Raw genomic sequence first — 21,064 nt, forward strand, 5'->3', positions numbered from 1 at the left:
CATTCCCCCAATGAATGGAGTCCATGTCCCAGCCTTGGCACAAAATTTCATCACCGCGTTTGGCTAACCTCTGTACTAGATATGGCGCTTGCTCCACCATGCGGCTATTTATCGAGAAAGTGGGTTTTACTTTATAGTGATCGATGGCCTTTAACAGCCGGAATATACCTACTCTATTGCCATAATCACGCAAACTAAAATGGCGCAGATCAGGATAAGGCATCGTCATGCCACCGGGGACTTTAAAGGGCATGCCTTTTTGATCCATAGGAAAAAATTCCACACTCACGTTTAGCCACAGGGCCAGTTTTTTACCTGCTGGCCATTGTATTTTTTTACGTTCATGCAACATCGACCAAGTATAAAAATCATGATCCATGCCGTAAGCCCGTTTGGCATAGCTTAAATAATCAGCGGGTAACACGGTGTTTGTTGACATCACAGACTCCCTGGACTAACAGCTTGTTGGCTTTGTTTAATACTGCCAAGGGCAGCGTCATAACAATGCTCTAAATAATACTCAGCAATTTCACGACCAGTTGTCACCCATACATCGGGGTGACTAGTGATGTAATCGAGGGCCTCTTCAAAGGCTTTTAAACGATGGGGGCAACTAACCTGGTAATTATGAGTTGGAATACACATCACTGTGCCCGACTCATTACCTTCTTGATACAAACGATCAAAATTATGTTTGAGCATTTCGCCATAACGACGGGGCTCTACTTTGTTAACTACGTAGGCAATGGTGTCATTCATTTCCAAAGAGTAAGGCACCGACACAAAACGTTTATTGCTGCGGGTATGAATGGGGGTGGGTTGATCATCATGAAACAAATCACAGGTGTAAATACCTGCACTTTCCTTACCTTGCCAACGCCCTGAATCACGGCCAAACAACTCAGTACCTACTTCGGCAAAGAGATCTAAAGTATGTTCAGAATGGGACAAAGCGGGTGCCAAATAACCAGCACAATGTTGGCCGGTATGTTGATAAATAGTGGCCATCGAGTCTTTGATCATCTCGCGCTCTTGTTGCTCACTCATGCCATAGGTATAACGGGTATTGTAAATACCGTGACTGAAAAACTCCCACTGGCGCTCTTTACACATTTCAATGATTTCAGGGTGATGTTCACACAAAGCGGTAGACAAAGAAATTGAACCCCGAATACCATATTTATCTAGCAACTGCATTTGGCGCATATGCCCTACCCGATTGCCGTAATCCCGAATACCATAACCTTGGATTGCCGGATAAGGCTGAGGCCAAGCGGCTCGCTGTGGATTAACCGGTGGATTTAATTCGTAAAATTCAATATTGGGCGCCACCCAAAAGGCCAGTTTAGCGCCATTGGGCCATTGTATTTTCGGCCGATTTTCATAGGGCCAATAATCATAAAATTGAGGATTTGCTTTCATCTGTTGTCTCGACCTTGTATCACCACTACTGTTAAAATTGCGGCCTAGTCCGCAATAACACTCAGCTCTTCCGGTGTGCTGCCATCTAACCACTGATAAACGCTACTCACGTCTTCTACATCGGCATATTTAAGTAACAAGTCGGTTAAATTAGCAAAGTGATAACTTTCGTGTTTATCGGCCACACATTCTTCGGGCACTATGGTGCGATAACCTCGAGATAAGGCATCTACAGCAGTCGCACGGATACAACCTGAGGTAGAGCCGCCCGTTAAAATAACAGTGTCAACTTGATGCCAGACTAATAAGGACTGTAACTGGGTTTCAAAAAACGCCGAGGGCATTTTTTTCAGATAAATCACATCCTTAACCCGATCAATCTCCAAACGGTCGTCAAACTCACTGCGCCGCGATCCAAACTTAATATTTTGTAAGGAATCTTCGGTATCGGTACGTGTGCCCCAAATTCCAGCGTCTGAAGCGTCTTGCATATAAGCAACATGAGTCCACACCACTGGCCAACCTTTCGCTCTGAACTTTTTGGCAAGCTCGTTGATATATTCCAACTGGCGTGGATCGGTTTCATAGGCAGTTTTAAATTCGCCTACGCAGGTATAGGCTTTTTGTGGATCAATGTTAATTAAGGCGGCTTTTTTACCAAAACCAAACTTTTTCCGAGCAGGATTACTTTTAACTTCAGCGTATATTTCTCTGGCGGTTTTTGACGACATTTCCATAAAAATCTCCACAATACTATTGTTCACTTTTAAAAATGTATTAAATGCGATTTGAGTCTATTTGTTCAATAAGTGTAAAGTAGCATTGATATAACATTGGGTCTATTATAAAGTGCGCATTAATTAATGCTGGTTAAAGTAGTAAATACCTTATTCAAATACAGCAAGTTGTGACGCATCAGCATGTCACACATATCACTACCGACCAAAACGATTTAAAAAGAGTAATGACTATGCCAGATAATAAAAGCGCTAACGAGCAACAACCCAGTAAATTTCAGCAAGCTATTACCGGTGAATGGCATGGGCTGCCCTCGGTATTTGATGTTGATGGTGGCCATACGGGTTTTAACAAAGTTAACCGTGCCAGTGTGTTTGAAGGCGATAAAGTTACCTATTGGATGGAAACGAATTTCCAAAACTCCGGCCCCCTGCGCAACCGTTTTGATACGGCGGGTGCTCGTTTTGAATTTGGCGTAATCGATTCTGACCAAGACCGAGTCTACTGCGGCCCTGACTTTGTTGGCGCGGGTAAACCCTATGGTTTGTTAGTCGACTCTAATTATTATTCGCCAGGTTGGAATACTGACTTACGCACAGTGAATCTGATTTTGCCTGAACATGGTTTACAGGTGTATTCGTCACAATTGTTTGAAGCCGATACCTTAGTTGCTGTGTTTAACGGTTTATATGTTGTCACTCAAGATCACAAAAATAATCCACAAGAACAACAAAAGGTCGCTAACTTTTTAGCCTCTGAGCGTGAAGCCGCTAAAAAACCATTTATTTTGCCAGTCAAAGATGCAGGCCAATGGACAGGTACCTTTGAAGTTTATGACAACAAACAACAACGTTTGGGTGATAGCCATGTTGTGATTGACTACAAGCCACTAACACTGCGCAGTGCAGAAGTTACCGTCACGATGAAAGGTGCTATTGAGCGTACTTTTACTTATAAACGTTCACGGGTTGATGCAGTACATACCTTTGAAGGTCCTGACGTATTTGGTAATGGTCGTGCTTATGGGCGTTATCTGTGGAGTACTCAGCATTTTTATGGCGAGGCCTTTAAACTAAAAAGCCGCGATACACTGATCAACGATAACCATGATTTGTGCTGTGTTTGGCAGTTTTATCAATCTAATGATGAAAAATTTACCGCCTTTGGTGTATTGGACTGGACGCCCAGCGCCAATGTATTAACCGCGAAATATATAAAATAAGCAGGCTGACACTCAGCCTTGTGCTGAGTTGGCTTGGTTGTTAGTCAATTCGTTACTGGAGCACTTATGACTCAACCCGAATTTGATCCCATGGCTTTTCGCCGTGCTTTAGGAAAATTTCCAACTGGTGTCACCATTATCACCACTAAAAACGATAAAGGTGAAAACATTGGTGTAACCGCCAGTAGTTTTAACTCAGTATCCTTAGATCCTCCGCTTATTTTGTGGAGTCTAAGTAAAACTGCTCGCTCAGTTGATGCTTTTGGAGAAGGTCATCATTTTGCCGTTCATATACTGAGTGAACATCAACAAGCTTTATCGAATCACTTTGCCAAACAAGGGGCGGATAAATTTGCCGATTTAGCCCTGACCCAAGGACAGGGTGAAGTGCCCTTATTACCCCAATTTAGCGCGCGTTTTCAGTGTATTTGCCAACATCAATACGACGGTGGCGATCATGTGATCTTGGTGGGTCGAGTACTTGAATATGAAACACGGGAATGCAACCAACCGTTGATTTTCCACTCAGGTAGTTATGCCAAAGTGGTACACAGTGCTTAATGCGCCATGGCAGGTTTTAACGCTGCCAAGGCTCGTTTGCATAAGATTGTTTATGCTTTTCTTCTAAATGGTTTAAGAAAATTACATTTATGGCTGACTCTTATTTAGTTTTAAAACTGCTACACCTTATCTTATTTGTGTATTGGTTAGGTGGTGATTTAGGCACCTTTTACGCATCAAAATATGTTGCTAAAGCCGGACTTACTGCCCAACAGCGTTCAACTGCGCTCAGTATTATGATGGGTGTCGATCAAGGTCCTAGAATTTGCATGGCGTTGATTTTAGGCCCAGGCATACAAATGGCCTATAACGTGGGCTTAATGAGCATACCGTTATGGGCAATGGTGGCAACATGGCTACTTTGTGGCTTGTGGTTGACCATGGTACTGGCTATTCATTTTGGCCATGGTAAAGCTTTTGTAGCACCACTCACCCGTTTCGATTTCAATTTTAGGTTGGTGATTATCGCGTTGTGTTTATATTTTGCGGGCCAATCTTTGTTAGGCGATAAGTCCATTATCTTGGTGGATTTTCTGGCTTGGAAACTCATCATCTTTGCTGCATTAGTCGCCTGTGGTTTAGGAATTAGAGTGATGTTAAAACCCTTCGTGCCAGCGTTTATGCAAATGATGCAACAAGGGCCAAATCCACAAATTGACGGCGAGTTGCAAGCTTGCTTAGCCAGAGTACGACCTTTTGTGTATTTGATTTGGCTGGGTTTATTGGTCAATACCGCCTTGGGCATGCACTTAATTAATCCCTAAATATTAGTCACCAAGCCAAAACTAGAGAGCAAAACAATGCAACTATTAAGCAGTAACTTTTCCCCTTACTCAACACGGGTACGAATTCAAATTCGTAAAAAAGACCTGCCAATTGACATTATTGCCCCTACCGAGCCTCCCTTACGCACTGCTGAATTTGCAGCTAAATATCCTTTAGCCAAAATTCCAGTGCTCATATTAGATGAAGGCGGCTCTATCAGTGAGTCGTGGGCGATTATGGAATATTTGGAGGCTAGGTTTCCTGAGATTTCACTTCGTCCCAAGGATCCTTTAGGCATCGCCCATATCAATATGCTGGCACGTTATGCCGATATGCATTTATCTCCCGTGCTATTTCCAATGTTTGTTAGTTTGTTAATGGGCGGTGTTATAGATGTGGACAAAGAGCTAGCCGCTATCAACAAAGAATTAGCCAAGGGCGAAAAGTTATTAAACTCTCTGCCCGCTTTTAGTGAGCGTAAACTTAATATCGGTGACATTGCTTTAGCCACTAATCTGCTATTTGCCATTGAAACACCCAAGTTGTTTGGTTGCGCCAATATATTGCAAAACTATCCTGGGTTAGCTAGTTGGTGGCATTGGGTCAATGAAGATGTCTGTGTCAAACAAGGGATGGAAGAAATGCGTACAGCCTTAGCAATCTTTATGGCAAATAAAAAATAGTTAAAGCCGTTTTGTAGATTTTACCTCCCCACTAAAAAGTGTATTTTAAATGGCGAGAGGATGAGCGAAAACCATTAGCTTTGCTCTCACTTCATGTAGATTAAAGTCATCATTTTGCTGCATAACTCTATGCAAATACATGCAAAAAACGTAGTTTTCGGCTCGTTACTAAACTCTCTTCTTTCGTTCGCGATTTTGTTTATTCATGCCTATATCATTTGCTTAAAACAAGCCTGAATAATGGGTGATTTCAAGCAAAATAGTTTGTATAAATTGCAAGCAGCCTGCTAAACAGCACAACTTAATTAAAATAAATATCAATTAAATTCAATAACTTAACAACAAAAACAACGCATTTGTCCTATAAGCATAACATTATATTTGTTTTAATATTGCATCATTATAACAAAGCATGTAGATTAAAGTTCAGGCAGGTTATTAATTCACCAACAAGTTTGGTTAATAATCACAACGAAAAAGCGGATCAAATAAGAATCTGTGACCATCAGGAGTGGAACATGTATCAGAAGAAAAAGCTCACCTTAGCGATTACGCTTATCATGGCGCAAGCAGGTCTAAATGGAATTGCCCATGCCCAAGAACATGATACTAAGGATCAAGAAATCCTTATCGAACGGATTGAAGTAAATACCCGTAAGATGGCGGAGACCTTAGAAACTATTCCTTTGGCTATTTCAGCAATTACCAATAGAGAGATAGAAGAAAAAGGTATTAAGTCTTCTGAAGATGTCGCTAAATATATCAACGGTCTAACTTTTGATATTGGAGCTGGCCCTAACGATACTCGCCCAACTATTCGCGGTCTTACTATCGACCGTGGACGCCCTAACGTTGCAGTATTGATTGATGGCATAGACGTATCATCCGAAACCATGACTTTATCTGGTGGTGGTATGACTGCCAATATGAAGTTACTCGATTTACAACAAGTCGAAGTAGTCAAAGGCCCACAAAGTGTTAACTACGGTCGTAGTGCTTTTGCTGGTGCGATAAACTACGTAACTAAACGCCCTAGTTTTGAACCCGGCGCTAAAGTTGATGTCAACTTAGCACAATATGGCACTCGAGATGTGGCGGTTACGGTAGAAGGTGGTCTTAGCGAAAAATTAGCCGCTAAAATCAAAGTGGTTGATTCAAGCAGTGACGGTGAATATACCAATCCAAACAGCAATGCGCTGTTAGGCGACAGTGAATCCCAAGGTTTTGCGATTTCCGCTTATTACCTTCCAAGTGACGATATCTCTGTTTATTTTCGTGCAGAAAGTTCTGATGAACACTATGGCCAACGCCCTAATGCGGCCATAAGAAGCATGCTGTCGGTTAATGCTCCTGGTAACGTATTTGCCACAGGTTCGGTCAATTCTGCCCAAGGTTCTAAAATGCTACCCTATGCATTTAATGCCGATGGCAGTGGAGTAGATTGTAGTCAAGCAGAAGTCAGACCCTATTGGAACTCCTTTAATCGTGTCATTCCTTTCTTAGGTTTAGGTTTATCGGCGCAGCCAGACTGTCGCCCTATGGTCACCGGTGAAATCACTGCTGATGCAAGCCAAATTGATCTGTCATTAGATCCCTTAACTGGTAAAGATTTTCGTGGTACTGATATTAAAAATACCCGTGCGTCATTAGAATTTGTATGGGAAGGTGATGGTATTGATTTTACCTCCAATACGGCATTAACCAGAAGTGACTCATCAGTCCAAGAAGATTTTGATGGCACAAATTATGGCCTTTACGCCGATCCAGTTGGTATGCCGCAGTTTGGCGCTCCAGCATGGTCACAATATGGTTTTCAAGCTGATACCAATACCACTTTTGATTTGGAACAAATCAGCCAAGAATTTCGTTTAAGTGGCGAATCTGATTCAATTTCTTGGGTAAGCTCAGCGTTAGTCTGGCAAGAAAAAATGAAAGCCGGTTTTGGTACTCAATTCTGGTTACGTGAAGGGTCTCATGAGCCTACCGTATTAGCCCAACTAGGTCGTTCACCATTTACTAGCTTCATCACCGATATTAAAAATGCTCCTTTACCTGCTGGCCAAAACAAAGTAACCCCTCTGACTCGTGATACCAAACATTGGTCAGTAGCAGGTTTAATCAACTGGGCCGCCACTGATAAAATGAACCTCGCATTTGAAGGTCGTTATATTGATGAAACCATTGATTATACCGGTGATGCCGACAATAGAACCTTTGATGCGTTTTACATTGACAATAGCGTCAAATTTGACCCAGTGACTATGTCGATGATACCCAATCCTGATTACAAAACCGCTAACAGTGTGGCTAATACCGCCTTTTTACCGCGCTTCAGTATCGACTATCAAATTAACGAAACCGTGTTTAGTTATGCGTCGGTATCTAAAGGCTTTAAACCTGGCGGTGTGGCAACAACAGATGCCAATGGTGATGTGAGAGATGGTGTATATAAACCAGAAAAATTGCTGGCTTACGAAATTGGAACCAAAGCTTTTTCAATTGAAAACAATGCATCGGTCAACTTGTCGGCATTTTATTGGAAGTACACGGATCAACAAACCCCTTTCACTTTTACCAATAGTTTAGGCATAGCCAACGTATCGGTTATCAATGCGGGTGAAAGTGAAGTTAAGGGTATTGAGCTCGATTCTGTATGGCAAGCAACACAGGGCTTAAGAATTGCGATGGCATATTTATATTCTGATGCCAAATACACAAACTTCAATTTGTCCGAAATATTGCAAACTTCCGATATAGTAGGCGCAAAAGTTAGTGACGTAGACAAAATGATGGCGGGTAATGTGGACGGGGATTTTGCAGGCCAACGTTTACCCTTATCTTCTAAGCATTCAGGTACGGTTAACGCACGTTATACCTTTGCTTTGGGTGAACTACATTCTTTTGTTGAATTGTTTGGCCAATATCGCTCTGAGCGTTATGTTGACCGCGGCGGATTTGCCCAACTCCCAGCTTATTGGGAATGGGATCTGTCTGCTGGTTTGCAAGGTGAAAGCTGGACTGTGACTGCATATGTTGAAAATCTGTTGGATGACGATAAAATCAAGTCTGCTATTGGATATGTAGATTATGGATTCTTCCCTGATGGGCAAGCAGTACCGTTTACAGTCGGCACAACCCTTCCTCAAGGCAGAACTGCTGGCGTGCGATTAAGCTTCGAGTTTTAAGTAAACTAAGTGATATAGAATATTAAAGGAGTACTCTCGAGTACTCCTTTTCTTTTTTAGCAGTAAAGGAGAGCTTATGAATAGCCCTGCAGTAACTCACTCATCAGCATCATTTTCAATTCGTAAAAATACTTTGTTAATGGCACTAATCGTTTATTTCTTCGTTACTTTGCAAAAACCCTTAAGCCATATGTATGTGGTAACCATGATCTATATGTTCCCACCCGATTTTTTGTGGAAATACCTTATCGCATTCTGCGTCGGTTGCCTTGGTGTAGTATTGGTGTTTAAAGGCTTAAAAATGGACGAAGTGAAAGGTTCGTTAATGGGCCTTTTTGGTGGCATATTGGTGTGGGACTCATGGTTTGAAATGGGCCTTGATTTTTTTGAACATCAAAACGCCATACCTATGATCAAAGATGCCGCAGGTACACCTGCCCTGTTGGGCTCCCACGTTATTTTAGAAATGTCAGGCTTATTCTTAATAATCACCTTAATCATTACCATGTTTCAAAAAGACATGCGCTGTAGGATGTTATTGTGGATTAGAAAAACCTTAGGTTTTAGAGAAGGCATAGGTAAACCTACTCAAGGTTTAAAACCACAAACCGCACGTATCGCTTTTAATGAATATCTCTATGTTACCTGGTTTATGTACGTATTAATGATTACGACTTTAGATCCCAGAGTGGCCGGCTTGAACCATGTCTTCACCTATGTACTCAGTGCCGCGATTTTAGTGTGGTCGTTATTTTTATTGTACAAACAAAGCAAACAAAACGAAGTGGGTTTGATGATCCGTTATGCCATCGGCGCCGCTGGGGTAAGTTGGTACAACTTTGAAATAGCAACCTTATGGGGACTTTATAGCGAATATTGGGTGAGACCTGATCAAAACCCCATTTCATGTTTATTAACTATTGCGGTCTTCATCGTCTTGGCTCGGTTTATCTGGCTTACACCTGTTAACCCCGAAACAGGCAAGTCTGCTAAATAAGCGCAAAGGTGCCAGTGGATAACGATTACACTAACAATAATAAGCCACTTTTCCCCAAAGGCAGATTAGCCTCCCGGATTGGCACCTTTCGCCAACTAGAAATCCTCATGGCAGTCGCAGAAACAGGTGGTATCGTTGCGGCAGCAGAACGTCTGCACCTCAGCCAACCCAGTGTTTCTATGCAAATGCGCAAACTGGCTGAAAGTATAGGTCTACCCTTATATGAAATGGTGGGGCGACGCATGACTTTAACCCATGCGGGAGAATTGGTGTTTGCCCATGCTAAAGAGATTTTTGCCTGTACCGACCGTTTAGAAATGTCGCTCAACCAGTTGCAAGGTTTGCTACTGGGAAAATTAAGTATAGGTATAGTGAGCTCAGCAGAATATTTTAGCCCCCATTTGCTCGGGCCTTTTTGTCGACGTTATCCACAAATTGAAATTTCACTGGAATTTGGTAATCGCAAAAACATCCTGCAGCGTATGCAGCAAAATCTCGATGATTTGTACATTTTTGGCTACCCACCCCAAGAGCAAGACATTGAAGCGACTTCTATGGGTATCAATCATTTAGTGCTTATTGCACCTCATTCTCACCCGCTGGCGGCACAATCATCGCTGACGTGGCAAGACCTCAGTAACGAGCTATTTATTCTACGGGAAGAAGGTTCAGGCACTCGTTTGGCCACTGAGTTACAACTGGCCAAACTTGGTCATAGCCTAGATAAACACATTAATATTGCCAGCAATGAAGGTATTAAACATGCGGTGTTAGCGCGTATGGGTTTAGCAATAGTACCGGCATTAAGCTTAGATGAGGGTAATCAAAAAGACGTCGTGCAACTGCCCGTAGAAGGGTTTCCGCTGAGCGACAATTGGCATGTGGTTAACCGTAAAGATAAAGTCTTTTCTGTAATAGCAAAGCTGTGTCGGGATTATTTATTGGGTGAAGGGAAAAACATGGTGGATGAGGCGACCCAATACTGGGAGAAAAATCACAAACCTAAATTACCCACCCGTTAAACCTTGCCATTATACCCAATAAACCCTCAATTAATGAGGGCCTATTCACACTGATATTTTGAACACAATATTAAGTGTAATAAGGGTCCTTCATCGGCCCCACAGAACGAGAGCGCACCGGTTGTAAGGGCACAGGTGCTTGAGTGCCGGGATAAGCAGGTCCCCAATTGACCGGATCACCATGCATTTCCATCTTGGCGTTGTCAGTGTACCAATCGACTAAACGACCATCACAACGTAGTAACCAAGTAGTACCCTCAGGACCTGAGACAAAATCACCATGACGCACTAAGGCTGGGCGGAAAAAATAAACCCCCGGCCATTGTTGACCAAAATTAAACTCAAAAGAGCCTTGTAGAGTATAGGCTTCTTCATAAACCGGATGATGGGCTAAAGGATGTTCAACCCAACCCGGTTTTGCTCTAATCAAACGGGTATAAAAATCGGTCTTTTTATCTCGGAACAACAGTTTAATAAATAAGCCAGGAACTGGCGTGCCACCTGCCGAAAAGTCCATTGGGCTGCCAATTTCTACAGGTATCCATTCCATTAAATTACTGTGTTTGATGACAAGCTCTTGATCTTCACGCACAAAATCTTTGTTTTGCACGCATTCTTCAAATTGCCAATCGCCAAACTCGCGAAAATAGAGTATTTCGCTGCCAGCTTTAACCGAAAGCGCCGGGCAAACAACACCAGGAGGTGTACACCAATAACCACCTTCAGTTAATACCTCATCACCAATTTTCACTTCGCCACTCAACACATACCACTCAGTTTGGGCAACATGTACCCCTGCTGGACGCGTCCAATTGGTATCAAATAATACCTTGGCAGAAACCGAGCCATCCTCCTCGTCATAACTTAAATGACGCTGACGTGCCGAGCCTTTTCCGCCAACTAATTCTGAGGGATGCCAAATTAAATCTTTTTCATCAACCATTTCTACATGAGGACGCATAACCTTTTCCTTACATTTATTGCCATACCTTTATGGCACTATAATAATCACTTTGTTGAGTTAGCTAAAAATAGATATTAGTTATGCTTTACATAGACAAAACTCTATACCCTTTATCCTTGTAACTGTACGTTTTTTGGCTGCATTCACTCAAACAGCCAAGATCTCTTTTGCCGATAACTTTGTTCAAACATTTGGATAGTTTTACCACTCTTCATGGTCACACCAATCTGATCTAAACCTTCTAACAACATAGTTTGACAGCCATTGGCGATAACAAACGGGTAGCTAAGCCCAGTGGCAGAAATAACCACCTTGTTTATTAAATCCACCGTGAGTTGGTGTTTCTGTGGATCTTGTATTTGCTCAGCGAGTTCAACAATCAGCTCATCAGACAAAGTCACAGGTAAGATCCCGTTACGTATGCAGTTACCATAAAAAATAGCGCCAAAACTAGGCGCGATAATCACCCGAATACCATATTCTGCTAAAGCCCACACGGCGTGTTCTCGCGACGAGCCGCAGCCAAAGTTTTTACCTGACAATAAGATACTGGTATTTTTATACGCAGCTTTGTTGAGAATAAAGTCTGGATTTGGTGTACGTCCGCCCGCTTCGGTATAACGCCAGCTAGCAAACAAACCTTCGCCTAAACCTTGTTTTGAGACTAACTTCATTTCTCTCGAAGGGATAATGGCATCAGTATCAATATTGGTGCGTAATATCGCAGCGGTCACACCGCTATGCATGACTAAGGGCTTCACAGTAAATACTCCCTAGGATCGGCAATACGTCCCGCAATAGCAGAAGCCGCAACGGTGATCGGGCTGGCCAAATGCGTGCGAGTTTCCGGTCCTTGGCGGCCTTCAAAGTTGCGATTGGTACTACTGATAACCCGTTTACGAAAACCGAAATTTTCACCACCAGCAAAAAAGCACATCGAACAACCGGGCTCACGCCAATCAAAGCCAGCTTGAATAAAAATTTTATCTAAACCTTCTGCTTCGGCCATACGTTTCACGGCTTTAGAGCCAGGTACACATATGGCTTTAACACCATTTGCGACCTTTCGGCCCACTAATATTGCTGCCGCTTCACGGAGATCAGTGATACGGCTATTGGTGCATGAACCGATAAAAGCCGCATCAATAACAATACTATCTATAGCTTGGCCGGGATGCAGATCCATATACTCATATGCTCGTAAATAACTTGCCTCATCGCCTGCCTCAATATTGGTGGGCATATTAGGCACTTTATCCAGCACACTACAGGCATGTTGAGGGCTGGTTCCCCAGCTCACAACCGGCGCTAAATGACTGCAATCTATCGTTATTTGTTTATCAAACACCGCATCAGCATCCGTATATAAACCCGCCCAATACACCATGGCCTCTTCCCACTGCTTACCTTTAGGCGCATATGGTTTACCTTGGATATAATCAAAGGCTTTATGGTCAGGCGCGATCAAGCCAGTAAAGGCCGAGAACTCCACAGCCATGTTGCACAAGGTTAAACGGGCTTCAATACTCAGTGCTTCAACCACTTCTCCGGCAAACTCAATGGCACAACCTGAGCCTCCTGCTGCCCCATATTGAGCAATGAGATGTAAGACCAAATCTTTGGCGGTAATACCAACAGGTAGCTGACCAACAAGATTAACCCGCATATTTTTAGGGCGTTTAACCACTAAGGTATTAGTCGCCATAGCGTGTTCGGCTTCGCTCGAACCTACGCCCCATGCCAATGCACCTAAGGCCCCTTGCGAGCAGGTATGACTGTCTGGGCATATCAATGTGCAACCGGGTTGCACTATGCCCAACTCTGGCGAGATAACATGCACGATACCTTGCCAAGGATCGTTAATATCAAATAACTTAATGCCCGCGGCATGACTCGCTTTGCGGGTAGATTGAATAAACTGTTTACCACTCGGCACCAGCGTCTCGTCAGTTCTACCTACATGGGTATCAACAATATGATCCATACTGCAAAACACTTTTTCTGGGTTACGCACCATTCGCCCATCGGCCACTAGACTCTCTAAAGCGATGGAACCCGTGCGTTCATGCAAAAATATTCGGTCGATATACAGCAGCGAAACATTGTCTTCCAATATCGCCACTTCATGATCGGCCCATAATTTATCAAATAAGGTCAGTGCCATTTTTAGCTAACTCATTCCCAAAAGCGTCAAATAAGATATAAAGATATACTGTTATATCATTTGTACTAGAGAATGTCATTTTTTGTTCATTGAATCGACTAAAATCAGCAAAGATTATTAATAGTCAAGATTTGGCCAGAGGGGTAAAGCTTGGTGATAAGTGAACGTGAAGTACTAAACTAAAACAGTTCAGAAAGAAAATGACGTAATAGGTTTAACGGCAACTAAAAAACAGGGGCAAAAACTTAACAGCCCAAAAATTTGGGCTGTTAATAAGGCATAACTTGCCAATATCTTAAGGTTGAGTCTCAGCGTAACTACTCGTCATCTTCTACCAAGGTCATCAATGAGGTATTGCCACCCGATGCAGTGGTATCGGTACTCACGGTTTTTTCGGTTAATAAACGTTGAATGAGGTTGTCATTATATTCAGCACTTATTACCGGCAGTATCGCCCCTTCACGCTGGGCTAGTTTATGGGTGATAAAGGCACTACGGGCGCTATGACTGTCGATAACCACACCGGCTAGTTTAGGCTCAGATAATAGGGCTTCGAGATGAGCCAGTTTTGCCACTTGTAGCACGCCATCTGGAGAGCCTGTGGCGATAAACTGCTTACGCAATTCCAAGGCTTCATCATAAAACAAATCAGATACCACAGAGATAACCACGTTGCCGGTAGCTAAAGCGGTCACTACAGAAAGAGCCCAATATTCGAAGGTGACATTTTTATCAGCAAAACATACCAAGATCCCACGCGGCTCAAGGTACAGCAAGTTAGATTCGCCCGTTGGCCCAGGCAAGACTTTGGGTTTATTTAAGCGCCTTTCAATACTGATCAGTTGTGAACGGGCTGTAGATAGTGTGCGATTTAAATCCTCTGCCAAGTCCTCAACAATATCCACTTTGGATATTTTAGCAAGTAACTGACGTACCGCTGATACTCGAGTATTTAGCACTGTCAAACGCCATTCATGCTCGGCAGCAACGGCTTTTTGCATGATCTCACCCGCTTGCTGGCGGCCTTTATCATCACTTAATAAAGCTAAATCTTGATCTGGTTGATAATCAGCATTTATGGTTTTGGGTGTGGCTTTTTCAATCATCAAACGTGACAAATAATGTGGTCCACCAGCTTTGGGGCCAGTACCAGACAAACCTCGTCCACCAAAAGGTTGCACGCCCACAATAGCGCCAATCATATTGCGGTTAATATATACATTGCCCGCACGAGACAAACTAGCCAGTTCGGCAGCACGCTCTTCAATGCGCGAGTGGATCCCCATGGTCAAACCAAAACCTGTGGAATTAATTTGTTCTACCACCTTATTTATATCTTTGGCTTTAAAACGAATGATATGTACGCAAGGGCCAAATACTTCGCGTTGCAACACATTAATATTGTCAATTTGATACAAACGTGGTGCAAAAAACGTAGAGTCGGCCGGTATGTTTTCCATTTTGCATTCATACAACAAGGTGGCTTTGTCTTGCATATCGGCGACATGTTCGTTCAGCGCATTTAGGGCTTTGTTGTCTATAACAGGGCCAATATCGGTGGCAAGTAATGCCGGATCGCCCACCGTTAACTCTTGCAAAGCTCCAATCAACATTTCGGTGACATCATCTGCGATGTCTTCTTGTAGATACAAAATACGTAAGGCTGAACAACGCTGCCCAGCACTTTGAAAGCCCGAGGCAATCACATCGTCTACGACTTGCTCAGGCAACGCAGTAGAGTCCACAATCATGCAGTTTTGCCCACCTGTTTCAGCAATAAGTGGTACTTGCTCACCACCACGGCTGGCCAGAATTTGTGAAATTAAGGTACCGGTTTGGGTTGAGCCAGTAAACATCACGGCTTTAATACGCTCGTCAGGTAATAAGACTTTACCCACTTCTGAGCCTGGACTGATAACCAGTTGCAATACCCCTTCAGGCAAACCAACTGACTCCATTAGTTCAACTGCCCGAATGGCTATCAAGCCGGTTTGTTCGGCCGGTTTAGCTATAACGGTGTTGCCGGTAACGATGGCTGCTGCCACTTGACCTAAAAAGATGGCTAAAGGGAAATTCCAAGGGCTGATACATAACACCACGCCACGGGGTGCTAACCTTTCATCTTCGACCAACTCTTTGGCTCTAGCCGCATAATAACGGCAAAAATCCACGGCTTCGCGTACTTCGTCGATGCCATCTTGCGCAACTTTACCTGCCTCTTTAATACACAGCCCGATTAACTCGTCCATGTGCCTTTCGAGAATATCACTGGTGCGCAAAAGCAAACTAGCGCGCTCTGCGACAGGAGTTTGTGACCATGGCGTAAAAGCCTGTTGGGCCGTTTCTAATTTAGCCAACATCTGCTGACTATTGTCATAACGATGATAAGCAATGATTTCGCTGTGATCAGCGGGGTTGCGCACTGCATGGCAGTCTGCCGGTATAGCCTCACTGTTTAAACGTTTGAGATTAAACCAGCGATCCAAGGTATTTTTTAAAGGCTCAAGAGTATTGATGTCGCTAAGATCCATGCCTTTAGAGTTAAAACGCTCATTGCCATATAAGTCGATAGGCATGGCAATTTGGCCATTATATTTACGTTTTAAACGCTGAGTTTTTTCAACGGGATCTTCAAGTAAAGACTCGACTGGCCGTCTGTCATCCACTATGGCATTCACAAAAGACGAATTAGCACCGTTTTCTAATAAACGCCTGACTAAATAGGCCAATAAGTCTTCGTGTTCACCCACAGGTGCATACACCCGGCACTGTATATTATCTACCGTGACAATTTGGTCGTACAAGGTATCGCCCATGCCATGCAGACATTGAAACTCAAAACCCTCTTTGTCATCACCGGCTAATTCAATGATCACCGACGCGGTATAGGCATTGTGGGTAGCAAACTGCGGATAAATAGTATCGCGATAATCAAGTAAACGATTAGCACAGGCATGGTAACTGACATCAGTAGACGACTTACGGGTAAACACCGGAAAGTGATCCAGTCCATCTTTTTGTGCATTTTTAATTTCGGTATCCCAATAGGCACCTTTTACTAAACGCACCATCATTTTACGACCCGAGCGTTTGGTTAGTTCACGCAACCAATCAATCACATATAATGCGCGTTTTTGATAAGCCTGCACCGCCAAACCAAATCCCGTCCAGTTTTCAAGCTCGGGATCACTAAATACTATTTCAATGATATCGAGGGAAATATCTAAACGTTCTGACTCTTCAGCATCGATCGTCAGGCCAATGTCATATTTTTTTGCCATTAAACATAAGGCTTTAAGTTTGGCCGGGATCTCAGCCAAAACGCGCTCGCGATGAGTAAATTCATAACGTGGATGAATAGCCGATAATTTAACGGATATGCCTGGACTGCGGCGTGGGCCCTTGCCTGCGGCGGCTTTACCTATGACTTCGATGGCTTTGGCATAAGCATCGTAATAACGCTGGGCATCTTTGGCCGTGCGTGCCCCCTCACCTAACATATCGTAAGAATACACATAACCATTGCGCTCTTTTTCTTGCGCTCTCACTACTGCATCCTTGATGTTCTCACCCATCACAAACTGTTTGCCCATGATTTTCATGGCGATGTTCATGGCTTTACGGATGACTGGCTCCCCAAGGCGCCCGATCAATTTTTTCAGTACACCAAAGTTTTCTTTTTGACGTTTATCGGCGTAATTAACCATGCTACCGGTCATCAACAAGCCCCATGACGATGCATTCACAAATAACGAATCACTGGCACCTAAATGGGGAGTCCATTGGCCTTTGGATAATTTGTCGCGGATCAATTCGTCTTGGGTGGCTTTATCTGGCACCCGCAACAAAGCTTCTGCCAAACACATCAACACCACACCTTCTGCGGTAGACAGTGAATATTCGTTTAACAATGCATCAATACCACCATGACCTTCCTGCTCACGCCTAATGCGCAGCACCATAGTACGTGCACGCTCCCAAGCTCGGCTGCGCGCGCGCATATTGACTTCGGCATCAGGCAGTATGTGATCCACCGCAAGATTTTCTTCTATGCGATAAAAATTTCTGATCTTCTGGCGAATAGGACAGTCGGTAACTAATGAACCGTTAAACAACATAGGCAACCTCAACAAGTTAATGGAATGCTTAGCATTTGGGGGAAATAATGATGATAGACCACTCAAGCAACAATACTGAGCCAGAAAATCGACAATTAGCGGGATATGCAAACCACTGTACCAAGATGCCAAGTGAGTCTCAAGCTAAGTGGGCTTGGTTTGCTGTATATACAAAAACAACCTGAAGATACGAGTTTCAGGTTGCTTGGGTAAACATGCAGGCTTTACTGGCTTAGTTGAATATTGATTAGCGGTTCGATTAGACAGTAAATCAAGGCGGTATTGGCCGACGTACCATTGTCGATATTGAGTTCATCGGGCAATGACTTTATAAACTGAAAGGCCTGTTGCCTAACTTGTTGGTACTTCATCCAGCCTTGTTGTTCATCACCATAAAGCGACCACAGGGTTTTCCATTGATAACTTAAGTCAGTCAATAATTGCCCAATACGTTGGCATTGCTCTACTTTATTTGGATTATGTTGCTGAATATTAACTAATAACTCACTCACCATATAATCCACTTCGCCGGGATGCATGATCAAACTGGCATTGTATTTTTCAGTCAGTATTGAAACTGTACGCTCGGGTCGAAATGGAATTGATTGGGGTGAAAAATGTTCAAGCTGTTGGCCGATGGGTTGAGCCAAAGTTTTAATTTTATGCCAAAACTCAGGACTACCATGAGTATCGATCACTAGGTGAACACGTAAAGTTGAACCTTGATTACTGACACTGTGGTACTTCCACGAATCAAAGATCCACGTATCTCCCGCCTGCATATTAACTTGGTTTTGCTCACTGAAAAACGTTACGCCGCTGTCGGTAATAATCGGGATATGAATACGAACCCGTTTGTACCAATGGTAGTTGGTATCAGTATGCACTGGCACTTCGGTACCTGGTGCTAAACGCATTAAACGTGAGCGACCAACGACTTGGCCCAAAGAGGCAATTACCTGCTGTAAATAAGGAGCAGATAATAAAGCTTGAGTAGCCAACATCGGCCCACAAAATTCATTATTCACCTCGCCTTTTACCGACACCAACGGTAACGAACTGTTACCCGTAAAACCATCTGGATGGGCAACCCACTGGGTTTCATCAAAGGCCAGTACTTCTTGTTGTAAGCGCGCTACATCAAAGCGGTAAGGAAGTTGGATAAATTCGTGTGGGAGTTTCATTACAATTTGTTTTAGTTTTTATTTGTTAATATCAAAAAATACTCATAGACAATGAGCATAACAGTTTAGCCTTTGAAAATGGCAACAATTAAGCAATAGCCTATTTTATTTCAGTTTCGATGATCACGATTTCTGTATCGCCGATATTTTTAACATTGTGCTCAACAGCAAGCTGCAAACTAGCTGCACCATCCTCTACCACTAATACCATGCTGGCTTTTTGTGGATCTGCATACACCAATTCCAGTTTGCCCCCTTTAACAAAATAAACCGCGCGATTGGCGTAATCAAGTTTATGCATGCCCGACTCTGTGCCCACCGGATAGCTTAAACGTACAATTTGCACTTTATCATTATCGAGTAAAATTTCTTTACTACCTAGTTTGGGCTTGGCGCCACTAACAGACACAAACATAGCCAGCAGCACAGCCAGGTACTTTATTCCGAAGCGTCCCAAGCCTTTATTTAATTGATTACATGGCATAATTTAACCCGCAGGCGGATTATAGGACTCAATAAAATCACTCAACAACTTAAGGTTTTGTTCCAATTGCGTTTCAATTCGTTGGCCAAATAAAGGCAGTAATTTATCTAGACGATCATACTGGGTATGCCAGATGCCCCCCCATTTAGTTTCGCTTTCTCGATCACATGCGCCCATTTTTTCTGTAGAAAAACAATCCCACAACTCAGGATGTGTAGACTGAGAATAACCGTCATATCCTTCTTTACCGTTGATGGAAAAATTAGTCGCTTCTAAGTCAACCACGGGTAAACCTATACAGGCAAAAGGGGCGTGATCAGACCAACCACCCGCCTCACCTTCTGGGTAACCTGGGTAGGCGGGATGTAATGCAAAAGGATTCGCGTCGGTAAAACTCTTTTTTGCTTGTACCATCATGGCATCACGTAGTGATGCATCACTGCTATACGCTTGGGTGCTTTGTGGACATTTATATGGATCAGAGTGGGCGCTGTGGATATACAAATTGTCGCCACCCACTGCACCATCTAAATTGATCATACCCAGCAAATTGCTTATCTCATCAGCACCTAATTGCGCTACATAGGCTTTGGAGCCCAACAAACCTGACTCTTCGGCACCAAAGGCAATTAAACGCACAGTGACTGACAAGTTTTGTTTGCGCAAATGTTGACTCAGCGCCAATAAAATAGCGGTGCTTGTCGCATTATCCGCTGCGCCCAAAGAACCTTCTTTGGCAGCAGTAGAATCATAATGTCCACCAATAATTAAAATTTTATCGGACTTACCCTTGATATCAACGACGACATTTGCAGAGTGTTTATTGTCTTTGAGTGTAAAGCTAGAGACGGTAGGAGCTAAACCCTGCATCAACCATTGTTGTTCAATATAGGCCGCCGTTTGTTTTTCTTGTTCAGAGCCTGCAACTCGTGCGCCGAGGCCTTTTTCGCCAACAATATTCTGCAGATAATCCATCACCGTCATCGTTTGAGAAAATGCTGACGAAGCAACAAACAATGCTACTAATCCCAGACAAACACGACGTTTTTTCATACCTTATATTTCCTTATTAAATATTAAATTTACTTAAATGCAGTTTGCCTTGGAATGCTGCCTGCAACATTAAAATTAATCAGCCAGATAATATTCCACGGTCGATACCACCCTGACTAATTTAATGTGCGGATTGTTTTTATCACGATCTGTGATGCTGAACTGACCTTGGGAAGCTTGTTTGATCTTGCCTAAACGGCTGTTTGAATCTGAGGCAAATTTTAGAGCGACCTCACGGGCTTTATTAGTGGCCTCTTCTATCATCGCGGGTTTAACCTCGTTCAATTGATTAAACAAATACTCCACCTGAGCTTGATAATTATCACCAATAAATACTATGCCCTCTTTACCTAATGACGATAGCGAACTCATGACTTTACGTACCTTGTCTACATCACTGGAATAGACAGTGATAGTTTGGACGCCGGTATAACGGAATTTGGCGTTCATATCCCCGCCATATTGTTGAGCCAGTTTGTCAGTAATGGCGGGGGGGGTATTT

Annotated in this window: 17 protein-coding genes and 1 pseudogene; 7 read left to right on the forward strand and 11 right to left on the reverse strand. The window is 43.2% G+C overall.

The window, feature by feature from the left end; genetic code table 11:
* The 3 genes and pseudogenes from AX660_RS07975 to AX660_RS07985 all read right to left on the reverse strand — a co-directional run.
* Positions 1-439: pseudogene (locus tag AX660_RS07975) on the reverse strand (polysaccharide deacetylase family protein); the annotation flags it as partial.
* Entirely contained in the window at positions 439-1,422 is a 984-nt protein-coding gene (locus AX660_RS07980; protein ID WP_068374983.1) for a polysaccharide deacetylase family protein, read from the reverse strand. The gene AX660_RS07980 and the pseudogene AX660_RS07975, both read right to left, overlap by 1 nt.
* A gap of 44 nt (positions 1,423-1,466) precedes the next feature.
* A complete protein-coding gene (locus AX660_RS07985) occupies positions 1,467-2,159 on the reverse strand; it encodes an isochorismatase family protein (protein WP_068374987.1) in 693 nt (230 codons plus the stop codon).
* Between the two features lie 233 nt (positions 2,160-2,392).
* Between AX660_RS07985 and AX660_RS07990 the strand changes: the two genes are divergently transcribed.
* The 7 genes from AX660_RS07990 (at position 2,393) to AX660_RS08020 (ending at position 10,595) form a co-directional block, all read left to right on the forward strand.
* Positions 2,393-3,382 (forward strand): hypothetical protein, encoded by a 990-nt coding sequence (locus tag AX660_RS07990; RefSeq protein ID WP_068374989.1) that lies wholly within the window; start codon positions 2,393-2,395, stop codon positions 3,380-3,382.
* 66 nt (positions 3,383-3,448) lie between these two features.
* On the forward strand, positions 3,449-3,943 hold the full coding sequence (locus AX660_RS07995; RefSeq protein WP_068374993.1) for a flavin reductase family protein: 495 nt from the start codon (positions 3,449-3,451) through the stop codon (positions 3,941-3,943).
* Positions 3,944-4,032: 89 nt separating this feature from the next.
* Entirely contained in the window at positions 4,033-4,707 is a 675-nt protein-coding gene (locus AX660_RS08000) for a hypothetical protein (RefSeq protein WP_068374997.1), read from the forward strand.
* A 36-nt stretch (positions 4,708-4,743) separates the two neighbouring features.
* Positions 4,744-5,391, forward strand: coding sequence for a glutathione S-transferase family protein (locus tag AX660_RS08005; RefSeq protein ID WP_068374999.1), 648 nt, complete (start codon positions 4,744-4,746; stop codon positions 5,389-5,391).
* A 518-nt stretch (positions 5,392-5,909) separates the two neighbouring features.
* Positions 5,910-8,576 carry a TonB-dependent receptor gene (locus tag AX660_RS08010; RefSeq protein ID WP_068375005.1) on the forward strand — a complete coding sequence of 889 codons (2,667 nt, stop codon included), beginning with the start codon at positions 5,910-5,912 and terminating at the stop codon, positions 8,574-8,576.
* 76 nt (positions 8,577-8,652) lie between these two features.
* Positions 8,653-9,573, forward strand: coding sequence for a hypothetical protein (locus tag AX660_RS08015; protein ID WP_068375008.1), 921 nt, complete (start codon positions 8,653-8,655; stop codon positions 9,571-9,573).
* Positions 9,574-9,587: 14 nt separating this feature from the next.
* Positions 9,588-10,595 (forward strand): LysR family transcriptional regulator, encoded by a 1,008-nt coding sequence (locus AX660_RS08020; RefSeq protein WP_131811766.1) that lies wholly within the window; start codon positions 9,588-9,590, stop codon positions 10,593-10,595.
* A gap of 70 nt (positions 10,596-10,665) precedes the next feature.
* On the opposite strand, the gene AX660_RS08025 is transcribed toward AX660_RS08020, so the two are convergent.
* The 8 genes from AX660_RS08025 to AX660_RS08060 all read right to left on the reverse strand — a co-directional run.
* Positions 10,666-11,556, reverse strand: coding sequence for a DUF4437 domain-containing protein (locus AX660_RS08025; protein ID WP_068375011.1), 891 nt, complete (start codon positions 11,554-11,556; stop codon positions 10,666-10,668).
* Positions 11,557-11,702: 146 nt separating this feature from the next.
* Complete coding sequence (gene leuD / locus AX660_RS08030) at positions 11,703-12,320, reverse strand: 3-isopropylmalate dehydratase small subunit (protein ID WP_068375014.1); 618 nt, start codon at positions 12,318-12,320, stop codon at positions 11,703-11,705.
* A complete protein-coding gene (locus tag AX660_RS08035; RefSeq protein ID WP_068375016.1) occupies positions 12,317-13,723 on the reverse strand; it encodes a 3-isopropylmalate dehydratase large subunit in 1,407 nt (468 codons plus the stop codon). Before AX660_RS08035 ends, leuD begins: the two co-directional genes overlap by 4 nt.
* Positions 13,724-14,040: 317 nt before the next feature.
* Complete coding sequence (gene putA, locus AX660_RS08040) at positions 14,041-17,841, reverse strand: bifunctional proline dehydrogenase/L-glutamate gamma-semialdehyde dehydrogenase PutA (RefSeq protein WP_068375021.1); 3,801 nt, start codon at positions 17,839-17,841, stop codon at positions 14,041-14,043.
* Between the two features lie 224 nt (positions 17,842-18,065).
* Positions 18,066-19,025: an aspartyl/asparaginyl beta-hydroxylase domain-containing protein gene (locus tag AX660_RS08045; RefSeq protein ID WP_068375025.1), complete on the reverse strand. Its 960-nt coding sequence runs from the start codon at positions 19,023-19,025 to the stop codon at positions 18,066-18,068.
* Positions 19,026-19,125: 100 nt separating this feature from the next.
* The gene (locus AX660_RS08050; RefSeq protein WP_131811767.1) at positions 19,126-19,440 is read right to left on the reverse strand and encodes a cupin domain-containing protein; all 315 of its coding nucleotides are present in this window, start codon (positions 19,438-19,440) and stop codon (positions 19,126-19,128) included.
* 72 nt (positions 19,441-19,512) lie between these two features.
* A complete protein-coding gene (locus tag AX660_RS08055; RefSeq protein ID WP_068375031.1) occupies positions 19,513-20,562 on the reverse strand; it encodes a M28 family metallopeptidase in 1,050 nt (349 codons plus the stop codon).
* A gap of 75 nt (positions 20,563-20,637) precedes the next feature.
* Positions 20,638-21,064: SIMPL domain-containing protein (locus AX660_RS08060; RefSeq protein ID WP_131811768.1), on the reverse strand; the 427-nt coding region annotated here is incomplete at its 5' end.

It is taken from the genome of Paraglaciecola hydrolytica (genome assembly GCF_001565895.1).
Lineage (GTDB): Bacteria > Pseudomonadota > Gammaproteobacteria > Enterobacterales > Alteromonadaceae > Paraglaciecola > Paraglaciecola hydrolytica.